General features: G+C 54.8%; 11 protein-coding genes and 1 pseudogene. 7 read left to right on the top strand and 5 right to left on the bottom strand.

Features of this window, described 5'->3' with window-relative positions:
- Positions 1 to 9 precede the first annotated feature (9 nt).
- The 5 genes from fusA to STH12_RS00555 all read right to left on the bottom strand — a co-directional run bounded on the left by fusA (position 10) and on the right by STH12_RS00555 (position 10,478).
- On the bottom strand, positions 10 to 2,100 hold the full coding sequence (fusA, locus tag STH12_RS00575) for an elongation factor G (RefSeq protein WP_126165756.1): 2,091 nt from the start codon (positions 2,098 to 2,100) through the stop codon (positions 10 to 12).
- Between the two features lie 279 nt (positions 2,101 to 2,379).
- Complete coding sequence (locus tag STH12_RS00570) at positions 2,380 to 3,975, bottom strand: diguanylate cyclase domain-containing protein (protein WP_126165755.1); 1,596 nt, start codon at positions 3,973 to 3,975, stop codon at positions 2,380 to 2,382.
- Complete coding sequence (locus STH12_RS00565) at positions 3,965 to 4,390, bottom strand: type 2 periplasmic-binding domain-containing protein (protein WP_126165754.1); 426 nt, start codon at positions 4,388 to 4,390, stop codon at positions 3,965 to 3,967. The genes STH12_RS00570 and STH12_RS00565 overlap by 11 nt, the downstream gene beginning before the upstream one ends.
- Before the next feature lie 2 nt (positions 4,391 to 4,392).
- Entirely contained in the window at positions 4,393 to 5,592 is a 1,200-nt protein-coding gene (locus tag STH12_RS00560; protein ID WP_126165753.1) for a hypothetical protein, read from the bottom strand.
- Positions 5,593 to 5,924: 332 nt separating this feature from the next.
- A complete protein-coding gene (locus tag STH12_RS00555) occupies positions 5,925 to 10,478 on the bottom strand; it encodes an ATP-binding protein (protein ID WP_126165752.1) in 4,554 nt (1,517 codons plus the stop codon).
- Positions 10,479 to 10,599: 121 nt separating this feature from the next.
- Here STH12_RS00555 and STH12_RS00550 point away from each other — a divergent pair, with 121 nt between their 5' ends.
- From STH12_RS00550 to STH12_RS00520, 7 genes and pseudogenes are all read left to right on the top strand, one after another.
- Positions 10,600 to 11,511 (top strand): LysR family transcriptional regulator, encoded by a 912-nt coding sequence (locus tag STH12_RS00550; protein WP_126165751.1) that lies wholly within the window; start codon positions 10,600 to 10,602, stop codon positions 11,509 to 11,511.
- Positions 11,512 to 11,781: 270 nt separating this feature from the next.
- Positions 11,782 to 12,930 carry a C15 family peptidase gene (locus STH12_RS00545; RefSeq protein ID WP_126165750.1) on the top strand — a complete coding sequence of 383 codons (1,149 nt, stop codon included), beginning with the start codon at positions 11,782 to 11,784 and terminating at the stop codon, positions 12,928 to 12,930.
- Positions 12,931 to 13,078: 148 nt separating this feature from the next.
- The gene (locus STH12_RS00540) at positions 13,079 to 13,678 is read left to right on the top strand and encodes a SprT family zinc-dependent metalloprotease (RefSeq protein ID WP_126165749.1); all 600 of its coding nucleotides are present in this window, start codon (positions 13,079 to 13,081) and stop codon (positions 13,676 to 13,678) included.
- 66 nt (positions 13,679 to 13,744) lie between these two features.
- Positions 13,745 to 14,461 (top strand): endonuclease, encoded by a 717-nt coding sequence (locus STH12_RS00535; protein WP_126165748.1) that lies wholly within the window; start codon positions 13,745 to 13,747, stop codon positions 14,459 to 14,461.
- A gap of 25 nt (positions 14,462 to 14,486) precedes the next feature.
- On the top strand, positions 14,487 to 15,218 hold the full coding sequence (gene rsmE / locus STH12_RS00530) for a 16S rRNA (uracil(1498)-N(3))-methyltransferase (protein WP_126165747.1): 732 nt from the start codon (positions 14,487 to 14,489) through the stop codon (positions 15,216 to 15,218).
- A 28-nt stretch (positions 15,219 to 15,246) separates the two neighbouring features.
- Complete coding sequence (gshB, locus tag STH12_RS00525) at positions 15,247 to 16,194, top strand: glutathione synthase (protein ID WP_126165746.1); 948 nt, start codon at positions 15,247 to 15,249, stop codon at positions 16,192 to 16,194.
- A gap of 40 nt (positions 16,195 to 16,234) precedes the next feature.
- A pseudogene (locus tag STH12_RS00520) lies at positions 16,235 to 17,527 on the top strand (alkaline phosphatase); the annotation flags it as partial.
- Positions 17,528 to 17,715: the final 188 nt, after the last annotated feature.

The following is a 17,715-nucleotide window of genomic DNA, read 5'->3' as shown; positions in this document are numbered from 1 at the left end:
AAGTATTAATTACTTCTTAGCGGCGTTCTTGGCCTTGGTCTCAGCAATCACAGTCTCAGCAACGTTGGCTGGACATGGGTTGTAGTGAGAGAACTCCATGGAGAACTGACCACGACCAGAGGTCATGGTACGCAGGTGACCGATGTAACCGAACATTTCGGCCAGCGGTACGTCTGCCTTAACGCGTACACCAGTCAGACCAGCTTCCTGATCCTTGATCATACCGCGACGACGGTTCAAGTCACCGATTACGTCACCTACGTGATCGTCTGGAGTGAACACGTCAACCTTCATGATAGGCTCGAGCAGCTGTGGCTTGGCCTTAGGCATAGACTGACGGAATGCACCTTTAGCGGCGATTTCGAACGCGATGGCAGAGGAGTCAACTGCGTGGTAAGCACCGTCAAACAGTTCAACTTCAACGTCCAGCACTGGGAAGCCAGCCAGAGGACCTTCGCTCATCATGTCTTCGAAGCCAGACTCAACAGCAGGCCAGAATTCACGAGGAACGTTACCACCTACTACGGCAGACTTAAAGGTGAAGCCGCTGCCCACTTCGCCTGGACGGATACGGTAGTCAATCTTACCGTACTGACCAGAACCACCAGACTGCTTCTTGTGAGTGTAGCTGTCTTCGATGGCGGCAGTGATGGTTTCACGGTAGGCCACCTGAGGAGCACCTACAGTCAGGTCAACACCAAAGGTACGCTTCAGGATGTCTACCTTGATGTCCAGGTGCAGTTCACCCATACCTTTCAGGATGGTGTCACCGGTTTCCTGGTCGGTTTCAACCTGGAATGATGGATCTTCAGCAACCATCTTACCCAGAGCAACGCCCAGCTTCTCAGAAGCACCTTTGTCCTTCGGAGTCACAGCAATAGAGATTACTGGAGTTGGGAAGATCATAGGTTCGAGAGTACATTCGTGCTTAGGATCACACAGGGTGTGACCAGTCTGAACGTTCTTCATACCTACAACCGCGATGATGTCACCAGCTTGTGCGCTGTCGATTTCGTTACGGTCGTTAGCGTGCATCTCAACCATACGGCCGATACGCTCGGTCTTACCGGTAGCAGAGTTCAGGATGGTGTCACCCTTCTTCAGCTTACCAGAGTAGATACGGATAAAGGTCAGGGCGCCGAAACGGTCATCCATGATCTTGAACGCCAGAGCGCGGAAAGGCTCGTCTACAGAAACAGTAGCAACTTCGCCAGTCTCTTCACCGGTGTCTGGGTTGGTCAGAGGCTGAGGCTCAACTTCAGTTGGAGAAGGCAGGTAGTCTACTACCGCATCCAACAGCAGCTGCATACCTTTGTTCTTGAACGCAGAGCCACAGAAAGTGGGGAAGAAAGACAGGTTGATGGTACCCTTACGGATACAACGCTTCAGGTCTTCGATAGAAGGCTCTTCACCTTCCATGTAAGCTTCCATCAGGTCGTCGTCCTGCTCAACGGCAGTCTCAACCAGCATTTCACGGTATTCTTCAACCAGGTCAACCATATCAGCTGGGATATCGGTCACAGTGTAGTTTTCTGGCAGACCAGAATCATCCCACACGAAAGCCTGACGGTTCAGAACGTCTACAACGCCGGTGAATTCGTCTTCGCGGCCGATAGGCAGAGTCATAACCAGCGGGTTAGCAGCCAGTACTTTCTTAACCTGGCCAACAACGCGCAGGAAGTCAGCACCGATACGGTCCAGCTTGTTTACGAAGATCAGACGAGCTACTTCAGACTCGTTAGCATAACGCCAGTTGGTTTCTGATTGTGGTTCTACACCGCCGCTACCGCAGAATACACCAACACCGCCATCCAGAACCTTCAGAGAACGATAAACTTCAACGGTGAAGTCAACGTGGCCGGGGGTGTCGATTACGTTAAAGCGGTGACCTTTCCAGAAACAGGTGGTGGCAGCAGACTGAATGGTAATACCACGCTCAGCTTCTTGATCCATGAAGTCCATGGTAGAGGCGCCGTCGTGTACTTCACCCAGTTTGTGGATTTTACCGGTCAGCTTAAGGATACGCTCGGTGGTCGTGGTTTTACCCGCGTCAACGTGAGCGAAAATACCAATGTTTCTGTATTTTGATAAATCGGTCATGATTCAACTTTTTTGCTTGGTTTATAAAGTAGACGGAGTATGCCACAAAAAAGCAGCAGACCACACATCAGGATTCGAGGCGCATATTGTAATTGGGAAGGACGCCCGGCGCAAACTGCTTAGGCATTTTTTAGCTGACAAAACAGAGGCTACAGAAAACAGCCAAATAAAAACGGTTAAAAATCAACCTTAAAGGCTGCTTGGACATACTAGAAATTTGGTGGAATTTTTAAGCAACACTGTGACAGGACACAGCTTTTCTCATGCTTTCGTTGCTGATCAGGCGGCACCGGATGAGATGCGGCCGAAGCGGAAGTTGCCCCTGCCCTGCTCTTTGACTTCGTACATTGCCACATCGGCAGCTTCCAGCAACTCTTCCAGACTGTGGCCATGATGAGGGTACACGGCGATACCGACACTGGCGCCAACATCGCAGGTAAGATTACCTCGTACCATTACCGGCTTGGACACCTGCAGCAGTATTTCCTGCGCTAACTGCCTGAGTTTGTTGTAATCCTTATCGACACCATTCACGCCAATCAGGAATTCATCACCACCCCAACGGATTGCCACGCCGTCACCGGCGAGCCGCAGTAATCTGTCTGCCACCGCCTTGAGCACGGTATCGCCAGCCTCGTGACCATAGATATCATTAATGGGCTTGAAGCGGTCCAGATCGATAAGCATCAGCCCCATCATGCCGCGGGTCTGGTCGGCTTTGCGCATCATTTCAGACAAAATCCGCTCACCGGCACGACGGTTTTTCAGCTGGGTCAGCAGGTCGTGTTCAGCCTCAAAGCGGATCATCCGCTCGCGGTAAGTGCGCTCGGTAATGTCGTACATCATGACTTCTATCAGCAGATCCGATACCCCTTCGGTATCCTCCACCTTGGAGAACAGGCAATGCACCCACTTAAGCGACTCGGCCTGCTCGGTACGCAGCTGCAGCTCCATCTCCACATGGTTTAAGTTGACGTTCTGCCGCAGCTCCTTAAGGAAGGTTTCAAGCTCGAACTCCTCTTCAAACCAGCTAACCAGAAACGGTTTGGATTCCAGCGACTTGGTTCCGCACAAACGCTCAAACGCCTCGTTGGCCACCAGCAGCTGATTCTGCTTGTCGATAAGGCATATCCCGGCGCTGGCACGTTCGAAAATCAGCCTGAATTTACGCTCCAGCAGCTCGGTTTTTTCCCGCATGCTGCGCTCTTTGTCGATGGACTGATTCAGGTTGCCAACAAGGGCATTAATCCCCCGTACCAGACTGCCAATTTCATCCTGCTCGTGATAACGCGGCACCTGCAGCGGGTCGTCCTGCCCCGGGCTGATTTGCTCAAAATCGCCGGTGAGCTTTTTTAAGGGCGCGGTCAGGGTTTTATGCACCAGAATCGATACCAGCACCGCAATCAAAGCCGATTGCAGCGCCAATACCCAGGCCTGTTTGAGCGCCACCTCGGTGGCCCGCGACTCAATGTAACGGCTGTTGGGCATCAGCTTCAGGCGGCCAAGCACCTCCCCGGCGAAGAAGGGATGGGGGATTTCGTATTCCAGCAGCGCATCGGCACCATCGCGGTTAAAGCCTTTGGAACTGACCCAATCTCCGCTGCCGGTGGTAAGCAGTGCGCCGGCAATCAAGTCGTTGACTTCAAGGCCTTCAACAATCTCGCGCCCAAGTTCTGCATCCTGCACATACAGGGCGATGGAGGCGGTTTTCTGCACCGTGAGGGCGATTTGGGAGATTTGACTGCGGGCCTCAAGGTACTTGCTGCTTTTGGCGTCCATAAAGAAATACAGACAGGCCACCACCGCGGCCACAAATGCTCCCAGGCCGATGGAAATTGCCACCTTGATGTACAGCTTCTGGCGATTAAGGATCAAACTTATGCACCACCTTCAAGCTCTGATTCAGCTCACTGCCACGGACAAAGGTAATGCCCGAGGGCGTGCTTTGCATCTTCTCGGCCAGCGCCTCATCCGAGTCCACTTCCTGGGGCTGGGTTACCCGCCCGGAAAACTGCAATCGGGCCCAATAGGCATTAACCTGGGCCAGGCTGCGGTCTACCAGCTGGCGATAAAACTCTTCCCGCAGCGCTTCATCACTGGCGTTGTCGAATACGGTCACTTCGTCACCATTGGGAAAGGTGTCGTAGCGGCCCATAAAAATATCCACCAGCTCATGGTGACTGAGCTGCTCAACCTTGCTGCCGGCATTGACGACCACGTAAAGCGAATCGTCTCCCCTCGCAGGAGCCGCGACCAACCAGGCAATCATGATATGCGTCAATAATTTCATGGCTAGAACGTAAAGCTCAGGTTGATTGAAAACAGATCCACCGAGTCGTCATGACCCATAGGTAAATCCCGCACCCACAAGCTGGAGCCCTTCTCGCCGACGATGGTGTGATCCCATTGCAGCTTGAGCGCCATATCTTCGTAAAAGTCCCAGCGTAACCCCAGGGTGTAGCTGGTTTGGTCCAGCCGTGACAACTCGTAGGTGTACTGCGCCGCCTGATACAAACCCATCAATTGCGCCTGCTGCTGTGCTGGCAGCAACGGCAATATTTGCGGCTGGGGCAATACATCCGCATCTTCGGTATTTTGGACACTGGCGACCACGCCGTAGAAGGTGAAATCCTCAACCCGTCGGCCCAGGCTCACATAGCCTGAAACATAAGCTTGTAACAGTTTCCAGTCGGTTTCTGTGTAACCGAGCTCAGATTGTAAAAGCCAGGTGCCATCATCGTACTGGGCACCCAGGGCGTAATAACGGGAAGTGCGATCTACGAACTCGATTTCGTCGGCGATGGCCGCAGCATCGGGCCACAACTGGGAAGGCAAAGTGCGAAGCGCATACAGCAACTGTTCGGCTTCATGGTTGGTGCCCGTGGTCGATGCCTCGGCCACGGCCGCCCTCACCAGCCAATCGGTGCCGGAAAGCGACAGGGTTAACGCCTTGATATCTTCAAGTTTCAGCTCGATTTGCTGCTCAGCGCCCTGCAGGGCGGCATCGGTATTGCCATAGGCGAGCTTGGCTTCAAACATGGTGTCGCCAAAGCGGGTGCGATAGCTGATGTCGGCGCCATCGTAGCGGGAGATAGAGGAGATAAGATTGTAAAACTCGGGCACAGGCCTGACCCACGGATAGGCGTAGGATACGTCCCGGTATTCGGTGAGCATGTAAAGATCCAGCCCCAGACGGCCGACCCGGAACGCCCAGTCACGATTGGGCCGATAGCGCAGAAACAGCCATTCGAGATTATCAGCAGTCTCGTCGCTGACTCTGTCTTTGAAAACCATTTGCGCGACTGCGTCAAAACCGGCCGGAAGATCGGCGTTCAGCTGCAGCCCCAACATGGTATCGCCGGCGGTGGACCAACCCTGTCCCACGGCTTCCATGGTGTAATCACGGTGAAAACCCAAACTATCACTGCTGTTGTACAGGGCGCCAATACTGCCAAAGCCACTGAAGCTGATGTTGGGTTCCGCGTATGCCATTCCCGCTGACATCGTGCCAAGCAGGCCGATCGTCAAGAATTTATACAAGGTGACTCTCCCCGGTAACAACGCGATCTTTATGTCATTCTTAAGCTTAGAAGCTTTCCCGACAGATGGGTAAAACTGTTAAGAAAAGACGCATCTTTGTGTCACGTTTTAACATCGAGTGTAAATGTTTGTTGCAACGGAAGAAAGTCAACGCTGTACGGTTTGTGCGCGATTCTGCGGAATTTTGTCACATATTTGACGAAGGATGGATAAATGGCGCGCCAAATCCCCACGCGCGCCCATAAAAAAGCCCGCCATCAGGCGGGCTTTTCAGTGAATGACGCTTAGTCTTCCACTGGCGATACCACAAACAGCAGATCGCCCTGAGACACCTGTTGACCATTGGTGTTCAGGATACGCTCGATGCGGTACTTCTTGTCTTCCGGATAGAGCACTGCGCCCTTGCGGTTGAAGCTTGCCAGAGTAACCTGGGAGAACATCTTCATCGCTTCGGTCAGCGCCAGGGTGGTGTCGGTGGTCACAATGTCACCTTCACGGACAAACTCCGGCTCGCCTGGAGCAGGTGAGCTGTAGAAGATACCCGCGCCCTGAGCCAGCACTTTCAGCTCGTTGGAGTCACCCACTCGCAGAGACTCGGTATCCACGCCCTGGGTTTCGGCAGCCGCTTCCATTTCGGCGATAAGCTCTGGGATATCCAGCTCAGCCATCAGACGAGGCAGGTAGTTGGTGTCGTACACGCCTTCGTTAAAGGTGGCATCCTTGAGGATACGCTTGAGCAGCGGAATGTTGGTCGCAATACCCTTGAGAACCACACTGTCCAGATAGTCGTACATCTTGGCTACCACGTCTTCACGGGACTCACCACGGATGATGATCTGGGCAATCAGGCTGTCGTAGTATGGCGATACTTCCTTGCCTTCGGCGGCGATGGAGATGATTTCCACATCGTCACGCTCTGGCATCACGCACTCGGTGATCTTGCCAGGGTTTGGCATCAGCTGCAGTACCCCGTTGCTGTCGAGGGCGGCCTTCTCGGCAGTCACACGCACTTCCATGGCGTAACCGATTTCCTGAGGCTCCAGGTTTTCGATGGAGCGACCGGCGGCGATGTCAAACTGGGCAGAAACGATGTCGATACCGGAAGTGGCCTCGGTCACAGGGTGTTCTACCTGCAGACGGGTGTTCATTTCCATGAAGTAGACTTCGTTAGCATCCAGGTTGTAGATAAATTCCACAGTACCTGCGCCCATGTAGTCCACGGCATCGCCCAGCGCCTTGGTGTATTCCATCACCTTCTGCTTCAGCTCTGGCGGCAGCATGGTAGAACCGGACTCTTCAATCACCTTCTGGTTGTTACGCTGCACCGAGCAGTCACGCAGACCCAGTACCTTGGTGTTGCCGAACTTATCACGCAGCAGCTGCACTTCGATGTGACGCAGTGAGGTCACGTACTTCTCGAGGTACAGGTCACCGTTACCAAACGCCGCAGCGGCTTCGGTAGAGGTCTTCATAAACAGCGGGATCATATCCTCTGGGCGTTTCACCACCTGGATACCCTTACCGCCACCGCCTTGTACCGCTTTGAGCAGCACTGGGTAACCGATTTCGCTGGCCACATTCACCGCCTGCTCGGCGTTGGACAGAATGCCGTGGGAACCGGGAACCACAGGCACGTTCTGCGCCTGAGAGGTCTTGATTGCGTTGGACTTGTTACCCATGGTGGTCATGGAGTGCACGCTTGGACCAACGAAGTTCACGCCATTGTTCACACACAAGGCGGCAAACTGTGGGCTCTCGGACAGGAAGCCGATACCTGGGTGCAGGGCGTCTACGTTTTCGTATTCAGCCACTTTCAGTACCGAGTAAGCGTTCAGGTAAGATTCGTCAGAGGTGTTACCACCCAGACACACCAGCTTGTCGTTTTCCTTGAGCATGTCGGCCGGTACGGCAGTCATGTCAGGGTCGGAGGCAACCAGCACCACGTTGATGTTGTTGTCGTGAGCCTTGCGGATAAGCTTCACAGCGGTACAGCCACGGGCATGTACCAGCACCTTATCGATTGGCTTCATCAGCGCACGTGGGTCGTCCTGATGCAGTTCATCGTCAATCACCTGCGCTTCTGGCACCAGGCTCGACAGAGCGCCCTTGATCACTTCTTCAATCTGCTGGTTAGGCATTGGCATCAGCGGGTCGATGCTGGACAGCTGAGAGTCCAGAGTATCGCTGAAGGGGTTAGCCACCAGACCGTTCATGGCGCCAGGCACCTTGGACAGGTAGTTAGACAGAGTGGCAGTTGACGGCAGATACGCAGGTACCACCATCTGACCGGCGAACGGCATGTTGGTGCCAGACATGTAATAGGTCTGTACCAGCGGGTGAGTCACGAAAGATGCCTGAGCACCACCGGTACAGTCACCGAAGCCGAACATCAGCACAGGCAGTTCGTTGTCACGGATAAAGCGGGTGATACGATCGTTCACCACCGCCATGGAGAACAGCGCCGCAGCACCTTCTTTGGTCTGCATACCACCGGAAGAGATAAAGCAGATCACTGGCATGTGACGCTTGGCACACTCGATCAGCAGCGCAGAGAATTTCTCGGCAGAGGCCATATCGAAGGCGCCGGCCTGGAAGGCGGTGTTGGACACAGCCACACCCACCTTGAGGGAGGTACCATTGTGTTCAAAGTCGGCCACACCGGTGATCAGACCGCAAGGACGAATGCCCTTGTCCAGCGCATCTTCAATCGACAGACGGAAACCGGGGAAGTTGAGCAGGTTGGCGCTCATCTTGTCGCTGTTCAGTTCATCGAAGTTGGCGAAGAAACGGTTGATGACGTTTTCCCAGGTCATCTTGCCGGCTTTCTTCTCGTCGCGCAGTACCTTCTGGATCAGCAAATCCTGATAACCCATGGTCAGACGGTTCCAGAAGTCCTTACGACGACCGATGCGCACCGGGTTGATGGCGCCCGTGTACTTGCCGGTGTCTTCTTCACTGTCGAAGTATTCAGGCAGCAGACGCTCGAAGAAGTAGGTCAGGATCACGAACAGAGAGTCGTTAAGCTGTGGGAAACCCACACTCTTCCACTGTTCGGTCTTGGTCAGCAATTCGGCACGGTTTGACTGAGACATGAAGTACTTCAGCCACTTGTAGAACTTGCTCTTATCGTTGGCAATGTCCTGAGTCGACAGGGCGCGGTCGATGGCCTTGTGCAGCAGGCTGTCTACCGAGGCGCGGGACAGGCTCTTGCTCATCATGGCTTCTTTGGCGATAGAGGCCAGGCTGCCCACCACGTTGTCGTACAGAGCGTTGAAGATCAGGATGTTGTAGCACTGCCAAATAAAGTCTTCACGCAGTTCTTTATTCACTACCACGTCCAGCACTGTGAGGTTGTTCAGCTCAGGCCAGTCGGCCTCAGTCACCTCGGCAGGCAGGGTTTCCAGATAGTGGATAAGACCCTTGAAGTTGTTGGCGGCATTGGCCTTCCAGCGGTGGTACAAAGACCAGCCGATGTTGAACAGCAGCGCCTTCTTGGCCTTCTTGTAGTTCTCTTTTGGTTCACCCAAAATCAAACGGGTCAGCATGTTACGTTCGGTGCTGACTTCGCTGCGCTTGTTAACGAAGTTATTCCACAGCTTGGACAGCTCTTCGTCGTAAACCACTTTATCGGGGCTTGAGAGCCAGGCCTGGAATACCTTTTCCTGTTCTTTCTGAATACGCTCCAGCAGATCGCCTTCAGGCACGCTCACCTTGGACAGACGACCATATTGCTCCATGGAGATGGAGTGGATACGGCTGCGCAGAGTCAGGTAACGCAGGTAACGGTAAGCGCTACCGAACAGGTTTAGGTGCATGGTTGGGCTGTTGGCCACGGCCAGATCAGCGGTATTTTCCAGCGCCTTGAGGTTCTTGGACGGGTTCAGGAAGCGGGTCAGACTGCGCTCGTAGTGCTCACGCAGATCTTTGGATTCTTTAACGAAGTTAACCGCAGCGCGCTCAACCGCTTCAATAGAGCTGATGATGGCACGGCGCAGGTTGTGCTGACGCTCATCACGGTCGGACGGCGAAAAGTCGATAATGCCATCGATACAACCGGCGGTGTACAGCTCCTCAGGAGACACACCCACTGACTTGGCACATTCCTGCCAGGACAGGTTGTATTTACGGGCAATACTCTGCAGACCCTGTGGCTGGATGGTGTTGAAGATACCATCACGCAGCGACAGCAGAATGTTGGCCGCAGCCAGAGGAATAGCACCACCCGAGTAACCGGCACCAATGACGATACCTACGGTTGGCACATCAACGTTGGCACTCTCGGCAATCGCCTTGGAAATGGAGTGTGCCTGGTTGTTGCTGTTGGCAATCTCACCGGCGTCCGCACCGGGTGTGTCGATGAGATAAACAATCGGCATGGACAGTTCGGCAAAATGACGAATGGCCTTGCAGGCGGCCAGGTGATGCTCAGGCATCCAGGCGCCGTTGGCGGTGGTACGCTCCTGGGCAACAAAACCCACGCGACGTACGCGGCTGCCGAAGTTCAAATCCACTTCAGCGCTGTAGAAGGAACCCATGTGGGTTTCGGTGATGACCTTACCCTTGAGATCGGCAATAATGCGCTTGGCGCCGGGGCGGCCCTTGTCCTGGGTTGGCTGGATAACCTTGGCAACATAGCCATCCACATCCAGATTCGCCAGTTCCTTCAGGTTGGCCTGGATGGCGGTGTCATCCAGCAGACCTTTAATTTCTTCTGATAAACTCTGTTTGCTGTGCTCAGGGAACAGCGAAAAATCCTTGGCCAGGTGCTCCGCTTGCAGAAACAGCGGATCAGGCTTTTGTGCTTGAGTCATGTTAGTGGGCTGCTTGTTGGTGGTCATTAAGAGATCCTCTGCTAAGCCTCTGAAAATTTTTAGCCATCAAATATACCTTTCTTCGGTTTGCAAATACCATTAAACTGCCTTGGACGCTTTGTTCCATTTTTGAGACGATAGAAAAAACATGCCAGATTTGAATGGGATGGCGCTGTTTGCAGCAGTGGTCAGATCTCAAGGATTCAGTCAGGCGGCCCGTGATACCGGCATGCCAAAATCCACCATAAGTCGCAAAGTTGCACAGCTCGAAGAAGAGCTTGGTGTACGTTTGCTACAAAGGGATACCCGCAATCTGAGCCTCACCCAGGTGGGCGCCCTCTTCTATCAGCACTGCGAAACCATAGTGAACGAGCTCGAAGCCGCCAAAGCGGTGATTGAACACACCCACGCCGATGTCTCCGGCTCACTGCGAATTGCCATTCCGGTCTCCTTCAGTCAGGAGCTTATCTCCAATCTGTGCAGTGGCTTTTTGCGCCTGTATCCCAGCGTAGAGCTCGATGTGCAGTTTACCGACTCTGACGTGGGTCTGGTGGGTGAAGGCTATGATATCGCCATCAAATACGGCCCACTGCAGCCGTCGGATAACGTTGCCAGACTGCTGTTTGAGCGTCAGCCGATTTTGGTGGCAAGCCCCGGTTATTTAAAGCAATTCGGCACCCCGGCTACCCCAAAAGAGCTGGGGCAGCACGCCGGCATTTTGCTTGGTACCACCCGCTCGGCGCCCATCTGGCCGCTGGGTAAAGGCGGTCGTAAGACCATGGTTGCCTTTAAGCGGCGGGTACGGGTAAACAGCGCCGTGATGGTGCGGCAGCTGGCGCTGGACGACTTTGGCATAGCCATGCTGTCCCATGCCCAGTGCAAAAAAGATCTCGCCAGCGGCGCCCTGGTACCCATACTGCCCGAGTGGCCAATGGAACCCTTTAAAGTTTACGGCGTGTATTCAAGCCGCAAGCAGCTCGCCACCAACATCAGCGTGTTTCTCGACTTCTTTACCAAGCGCTTTGGCAGCCAGGAGTCACTGCTTGGTCTGATGGGCTGAATTCAAAGACGGCAGAGACTCAGAAAGCCTGATAGAGGGTCAACTGCCATCTGCGTGACACGGCTGCAGGGACGCCAAAATCCAGCCTCCTCATACACAACACCTAATCCACCAAAAGCGGCAAAAAGTTGTATGCCAACCTCGCTTTTCCATGACAGCTGTGGTACCCCTGTTTTTCTACTAAAATCTGGCTAATCAACTGATTGAAACCGGCTGATTAAAACCGAGCCAACTGATAGAACCGAAATCATCGAGAAAAGGACGCCCCCTATGTTCAAGCGAATACTCCCTGCGCTCTTTATGGCCTCCCTCCCCATGGCCGCCATGGCCAGCCTCGACGTGGAAGAGCTCCGCGTTGATAAGGCCAAAGCCGAGTTCCCGGATGTCGCCAACCGTTATCAGGGTTTTGTGACGGGTCTGCAGGAAAAGCTTGCCGCAGGCAATGAAGAAAAGCAGGTGACCCAAATGACCGCCGCTCAGGGCATTCGTTTGTGGCAACAGGCGGTGCGGGATGTGCAGTCCGGCAACATTGACGATCGCAGCCTGTATTGGGCCAGACTGGCCATGCGCAGCCACCTGAAAACAAGCCCCGCAGGCTATAACATAGTGCCCTGGCAGCGCGACATTCTGGTGCGCGCCGTTGAAGCTGCATCACGGGGCTTCTCCGACATTCAGTTTGGCGACGATGTGCAAATCCGCATTCTGCTGACCGGCTTTGACCCCTTCTTCCTCGACCGCAATATTCAGCAAAGCAATCCCTCCGGCATCACAGCGCTGATGCTCGACGGTTATAAATTCAAGGTGGGCGGCAAGCAGGCACAAATCGAGACAGTGATGATCCCGGTACGCTTTGCCGATTTCGACCAGGGCATGATTGAGTCGCTGCTCACCCCCTTCTATCGCAAACGCTCCATTAGTGCGGTGTTTACCGTCAGCATGGGCCGCGATGATTTCGACCTCGAGCGTTTCCCCGGCCGCAACCGCAGCGCCGAGGCGCCGGATAACCTGAACGTGCTCACCGGCGCCAGCAAGACCCGCCCCATTGCCCCAATGCTCAACGGCAAGACCCTGAATGGCGATGAGTTTGTGGAGTTTTCACTGCCTGCCTCGGTAATGCAGGCCGCGCCCGGCAGTTACAAAATCAACGACAATCACAAGGTCACTACCCTGTCCAAGGGCAGCTTTGAGGCCCGCTCCTTGTCTGAGCTTTATAACGAAACCTCGGTCGAAGGTTCCGGCGGCGGCTACCTGTCCAATGAGATTTCTTACCGCGCGGTGCTGCTGCGGGATCAGTTCGGTTTGAAGATCCCGGTGGGCCATATCCATACCCCGAAAGTGGCCGGTTACGATGCCGAAGCGGGCAAAGCCATTGCCGAGCAGGTGCGCGCTATGGTGGAACTGGCGGCATCCACGCTCTGAATCAAGTAGCGCAGATAGCAACAGCGGGGCAAATGCCCCGCTTTTTTATGTTTGCTGTAGCACAGCCAAGCCCGTATTTGCCCCCAGTATATTTGCCCGCAACGGAGCCCCGGGGGTAAAATGTCAGCGCATTGGCTCAGGGATCTGTATGTTCAGCTTTTTACGCCCCAAAAAAACAACAAAGGCAATCAAACGCCCAGTAAAAGCCTTATCCGGCGTGCTCGCCAACTGTGAAAACATGGCGCCGCGCAGCGCCGTGGAAGAAGATGCCTTTTTGCATCTCGAAAGCGCCTGTCTTCGAGCGGAGGCGGGTCTTGGACTGAGTTTGCCCCGCCCTAATCTCAGGTTTGATGTTCGCGGCAAAACCGCTGGCATGGCCTATGGTCAGCTGAATCTTATTCGATTAAACCCCAAGCTGCTGGAAGAAAACCCCGACATCTTTTTTACCGAGGTCATTCCCCACGAGCTTTGTCATTTGCTGGCGCATCGACTGCACGGCAAGGTCAAACCCCATGGACATGAGTGGCAAACGCTGATGCGCACCCTGTTTGGCCTTTCCCCGCGCACCACCCACAGCCTGGATACCCGCAGCGTCAGCAAGAGCATCAGCTACCAGTGCGGCTGCGGCCCGGTGGAACTGAGCGTTCGCCGTCATAACAAAGTCAGCCGCGGTGATACCCGCTATCTGTGCCGCCGCTGCCGGCAATATTTACAGCCTGCCACTGCCTTGCCCACCTCAGTCGATTGATTTACCATCCAGCTTCTTTCAGAGCGGTCAAAGCCGCCTTTTTCACAATTAAAGTCATAGATTATTTTGCGCTATCTCATTGTATTACTGATTTTTATAGCAAGTTTCACCCAGGCTGCCAGCCACCCTGCCAACTTCTCAGACGCCAAACGCAAGGCACAGAAAATCTACCGCGATCTGCCGATGCGCAGCTTCTACTGCGGCTGCGATATTCGCCTCAATGGCAAACGCTGGGAGGTGGATTTGCCATCCTGTGGCTATCAGGTGCGTAAACGTGCCGAGCGTGCCGAACGGATCGAGTGGGAACATCTGGTACCTGCCTGGGAATTTGGCCACCAGCTGCAATGCTGGCAACAGGGTGGCCGCAAGGCATGTGCCGGCAACGACAAGCAATTCATGCGCATGGAAGCCGATCTGCACAATCTGGTGCCTGCCATCGGCGAGGTCAATGGCGATCGCAGCAACTTCCGCTTCAGCCAGTGGAACGGTCAGCGCGGCCAATACGGTCAGTGCGATATGGCCATCGACTTCAAAGGCCGCCGTGCCCAGCCACCGGCGCACGCCCGCGGCGCCATTGCCCGCAGCTACCTTTATATGAAGCAAACCTACGGGCTTAAAATTGCCTCCGCCCAATTAAAATTGTTCGAGGCATGGGATAAAAGCTATCCAGTTGATACTATTGAATGCCAGCGCGACGCCCTGATTGCCAAAACCCAGGGCAACCATAATCCCTTTGTCTCACGGGGCTGCGCCCAAGAGGCAAACAAGCGTGCGGCGGACTAGTCAGTAACCAGCGTCAGGACACCCAATGAGAATCCCAAGAATTTTTCAGCCCTTTCCTCTGTCTCCTTCACAACAGTTTGATCTGGATGAAGACGGCTTTGCCCACGTAGGCCGGGTGCTGCGCATGGGAGAAGGACAACACCTCAGCCTGTTCAATGGCGATGGCAAAGACTATCTGGCAGAAATCATCACTGCCGGTAAAAAGTCGATGACAGTCAAGGTGTTGTCGGCCACCGACAACCAAAGCGAGTCACCGCTTAATCTGCATTTGGGGCAGGTTATTTCCCGCGGCGATCGCATGGACTTCACCCTGCAAAAGTCGGTGGAACTTGGCGTAAACACCATCACGCCGCTGTTTTCAGAGCGCTGCGGCGTTAAGCTCACCGGCGAGCGGCTGGAGAAGAAAATCGCCCAGTGGCAAAAAATCGTGATCAGCGCCTGCGAACAATGTGGCCGCGCCACTGTGCCAGAGGTTCGTCCAGCAATGGAGCTGGCAGACTGGTGCGCCGAGCCTTCCAGCGCATTGAAACTGAATTTGCACCCCAGAGCCAGCCACGGCATTGCCGGGCTCAAGCTCGACAATCCCAGAGTCAGACTGCTGATTGGCCCCGAAGGCGGACTCTCGGCGGAAGAAATTGCCATGACAGAAACCCATCAATTCAGCGAGGTTCTGCTTGGCCCCCGGGTGCTTCGCACCGAGACGGCGGCACTGACCGCTATCACGGCACTGCAAATGACATTTGGCGATCTGGGTTAACCGGCTCGCTCAGCAAAGAGGACGCAAGATGATTAAGCTTGGCATAGTGATGGACCCCATCAGCGACATCAATATCAAAAAGGACTCCAGCTTCGCCATGTTGCTGGCCGCCCAAGCCCGGGGCTACGCCCTGTATTACATGGAGATGCAGGATCTTGCCATGGTCAAAGGCGAGGCCCGCGCCCGCATGCATCCACTCAAGGTGATGCAAAACGCCGACTGCTGGTTTGAGCTGGGTGAAGCCGTTGATGCGCCGCTGGCCGATCTTGACGTGATTCTGATGCGTAAAGACCCGCCATTCGATACCGAATATATCTACGCCACATACATGCTGGAGCGCGCCGAAGAAGCCGGTGTGCTGATAGTAAACAAGCCACAGAGCCTGCGCGACGCCAACGAAAAGCTGTTTACTGCCTGGTTCAGCGAGTTTACCCCCCTGACCATGGTTACCCGTGATGCCGCCCGTATTCGCGCCTTCCATGCCGAGCATGGCGATATCATCTTAAAGCCACTGGACGGCATGGGCGGCGCCTCGATTTTCCGGGTAAAACAGGACGACCCCAACCTCGGCGTTATCATCGAAACCCTGACCAACCACGGCAACTGCTACGCCATGGCGCAGGTGTTTATTCCGGAAATCACCGCCGGTGACAAGCGCATCCTGGTGGTGGATGGCGAGCCAGTACCTTACTGCCTGGCGCGCATTCCAAAGCAGGGCGAAACCCGCGGCAACCTTGCTGCCGGTGGCCGTGGTGTTGCCCAGCCGCTGTCTGAGGCAGACTGGCGTATCGCCAAGGCCCTGGGGCCAGAACTTAAGCGCCGCGGCCTGATTTTTGTCGGCCTGGATGTGATTGGTGACAAGCTCACCGAAATTAACGTCACCAGCCCAACCTGCATCCGTGAAATTGAAGCCGCCTTCGAGGTGGACATTACCGGCATGCTGATGAATGCCATCGAAGCACGCATCAAAAAATAACCAGTGCAGGGGCGCAACGCGCCCCATTTTGGGGAAGACTATGTCATCGAAATTCCTGGCAGTTTTATTGCTTTCGCTGCCGTTTGCCGTCACCGCCACCACAGATCCGCTCAAGACACCCGCCAAACCCAAAAACATGGTGATCATGGTGGGTGACGGTATGGGACCCGCCTACACCTCGGCCTACCGTTACTTTAAAGACAACCCGGACACCGAAGAAATTGAGCAGACCGTGTTTGACCGTTTGTTGGCAGGCATGGCCAGCACCTACCCGGCCAGTGTATCGGGTTATGTGACCGACTCAGCGGCAGCGGCCACCGCCCTTGCCACAGGTCACAAGAGCTACAACGGCGCCATTTCGGTGGATGTGAACAAGTCTCCCCTGCCAACCCTGTTTGAAAAAGCCCGCGAGGCAGGCCTTGCCACCGGCGTTGCCGTATCAAGCCAGATAAACCACGCCACACCGGCGGCCTTCCTGGCCCACAATGAAAGCCGTAAAAATTACGATGAGATAGCCAAAGCCATTCTCGACAGTAACGCCGAGGTGCTGCTGGGCGGCGGTCAGCGTTATTTCGATGACGCTTTGCTGGGGCAATTTGCCGCAAAGGGTTATACCCATCTGACGGACATTCAGGCCCTGAGCGCCGTTCAAAGCGGCAAGGTCATTGGTCTGTTTGCCGATGTTCAGCTGCCCTGGGTAATCGATAATCCGGGGGCCAATCAACTGTCCACCCTCACCGCCAAGGCACTGGAGCTGCTGGCACAAAACGACAAAGGCTTTGTACTGCTGGTTGAAGGCAGCCTGATTGACTGGGCTGGCCACAATAACGATATAGTGACTGCGATGGGTGAAATGGATGAATTTGCCCGTGCAATCGAAGTCGTGGAAGAGTTTGTGCGTACTCGCGGCGATACCCTGATGGTGGTGACTGCCGACCACAACACCGGCGGTCTCAGCATAGGTGCCGATGGGCAATATGAGTGGAATGCCGCGCTGCTGCGCGCTGTCAGCGCAAGCCCGGATCTGATGGCGAGTAAAGCCATTGAGTCAGATGACTGGCAAGCTCCGATGCAGGCAAGCCTGGGCTTTGAGCTGAGTGATGATGAACTCAATAGTCTCACCAAAGCCAGACCTCAGGGCCAGGGCGTGCTGGCCGATGCTATCAAGAAGATTATCGATACCCGCAGCTTTACCGGCTGGACCAGCGGCGGCCACACAGCGCTGGATGTGCAGGTGTTTGCCCAGGGACCGGCGTCGGGCCTGTTTATCGGTCATCAGGACAATACTGAGATTGCGCAGAAGATGATGAGCCTGCTGCCAAGGCCAAAGAAAGCCGCGGTGGCGCCAACCGCCCCCACTGTGACACTGCCTCCAGCCGTGGAAGAACCTAAAATGGACGTGGCTCCGGCGGCTCAGCCTGCTGCACCTGTGGCTGCACCTGCCGATATGGTAAAGCCTGCGGAAGATGTACAAAACGTGGCTGCATCAGAGGTGTCCCAAGCCGCGACTGGATCGGCGCA

The organism is Shewanella khirikhana (assembly GCF_003957745.1).
GTDB classification, from domain to species: Bacteria; Pseudomonadota; Gammaproteobacteria; order Enterobacterales; family Shewanellaceae; genus Shewanella; species Shewanella khirikhana.
Note: the sequence above shows the minus strand (reverse complement) of the source record. Positions and strands in the feature narration are given on the sequence as shown.

What these genes read in the sequence shown, in the direction of transcription:
- STH12_RS00550 (WP_126165751.1), top strand. Translation starts at nt 10,600, where the DNA reads ATGCCAGATTTGAATGGGATGGCGCTGTTTGCAGCAGTGGTCAGATCT.
- STH12_RS00540 (WP_126165749.1), top strand. Translation starts at nt 13,079, where the DNA reads ATGTTCAGCTTTTTACGCCCCAAAAAAACAACAAAGGCAATCAAACGC.
- STH12_RS00560 (WP_126165753.1), bottom strand. Translation starts at nt 5,592, where the DNA reads ATGGCATACGCGGAACCCAACATCAGCTTCAGTGGCTTTGGCAGTATT.
- STH12_RS00555 (WP_126165752.1), bottom strand. Translation starts at nt 10,478, where the DNA reads ATGACCACCAACAAGCAGCCCACTAACATGACTCAAGCACAAAAGCCT.
- STH12_RS00565 (WP_126165754.1), bottom strand. Translation starts at nt 4,390, where the DNA reads ATGAAATTATTGACGCATATCATGATTGCCTGGTTGGTCGCGGCTCCT.
- fusA (WP_126165756.1), bottom strand. Translation starts at nt 2,100, where the DNA reads ATGACCGATTTATCAAAATACAGAAACATTGGTATTTTCGCTCACGTT.
- gshB (WP_126165746.1), top strand. Translation starts at nt 15,247, where the DNA reads ATGATTAAGCTTGGCATAGTGATGGACCCCATCAGCGACATCAATATC.
- rsmE (WP_126165747.1), top strand. Translation starts at nt 14,487, where the DNA reads ATGAGAATCCCAAGAATTTTTCAGCCCTTTCCTCTGTCTCCTTCACAA.
- STH12_RS00545 (WP_126165750.1), top strand. Translation starts at nt 11,782, where the DNA reads ATGTTCAAGCGAATACTCCCTGCGCTCTTTATGGCCTCCCTCCCCATG.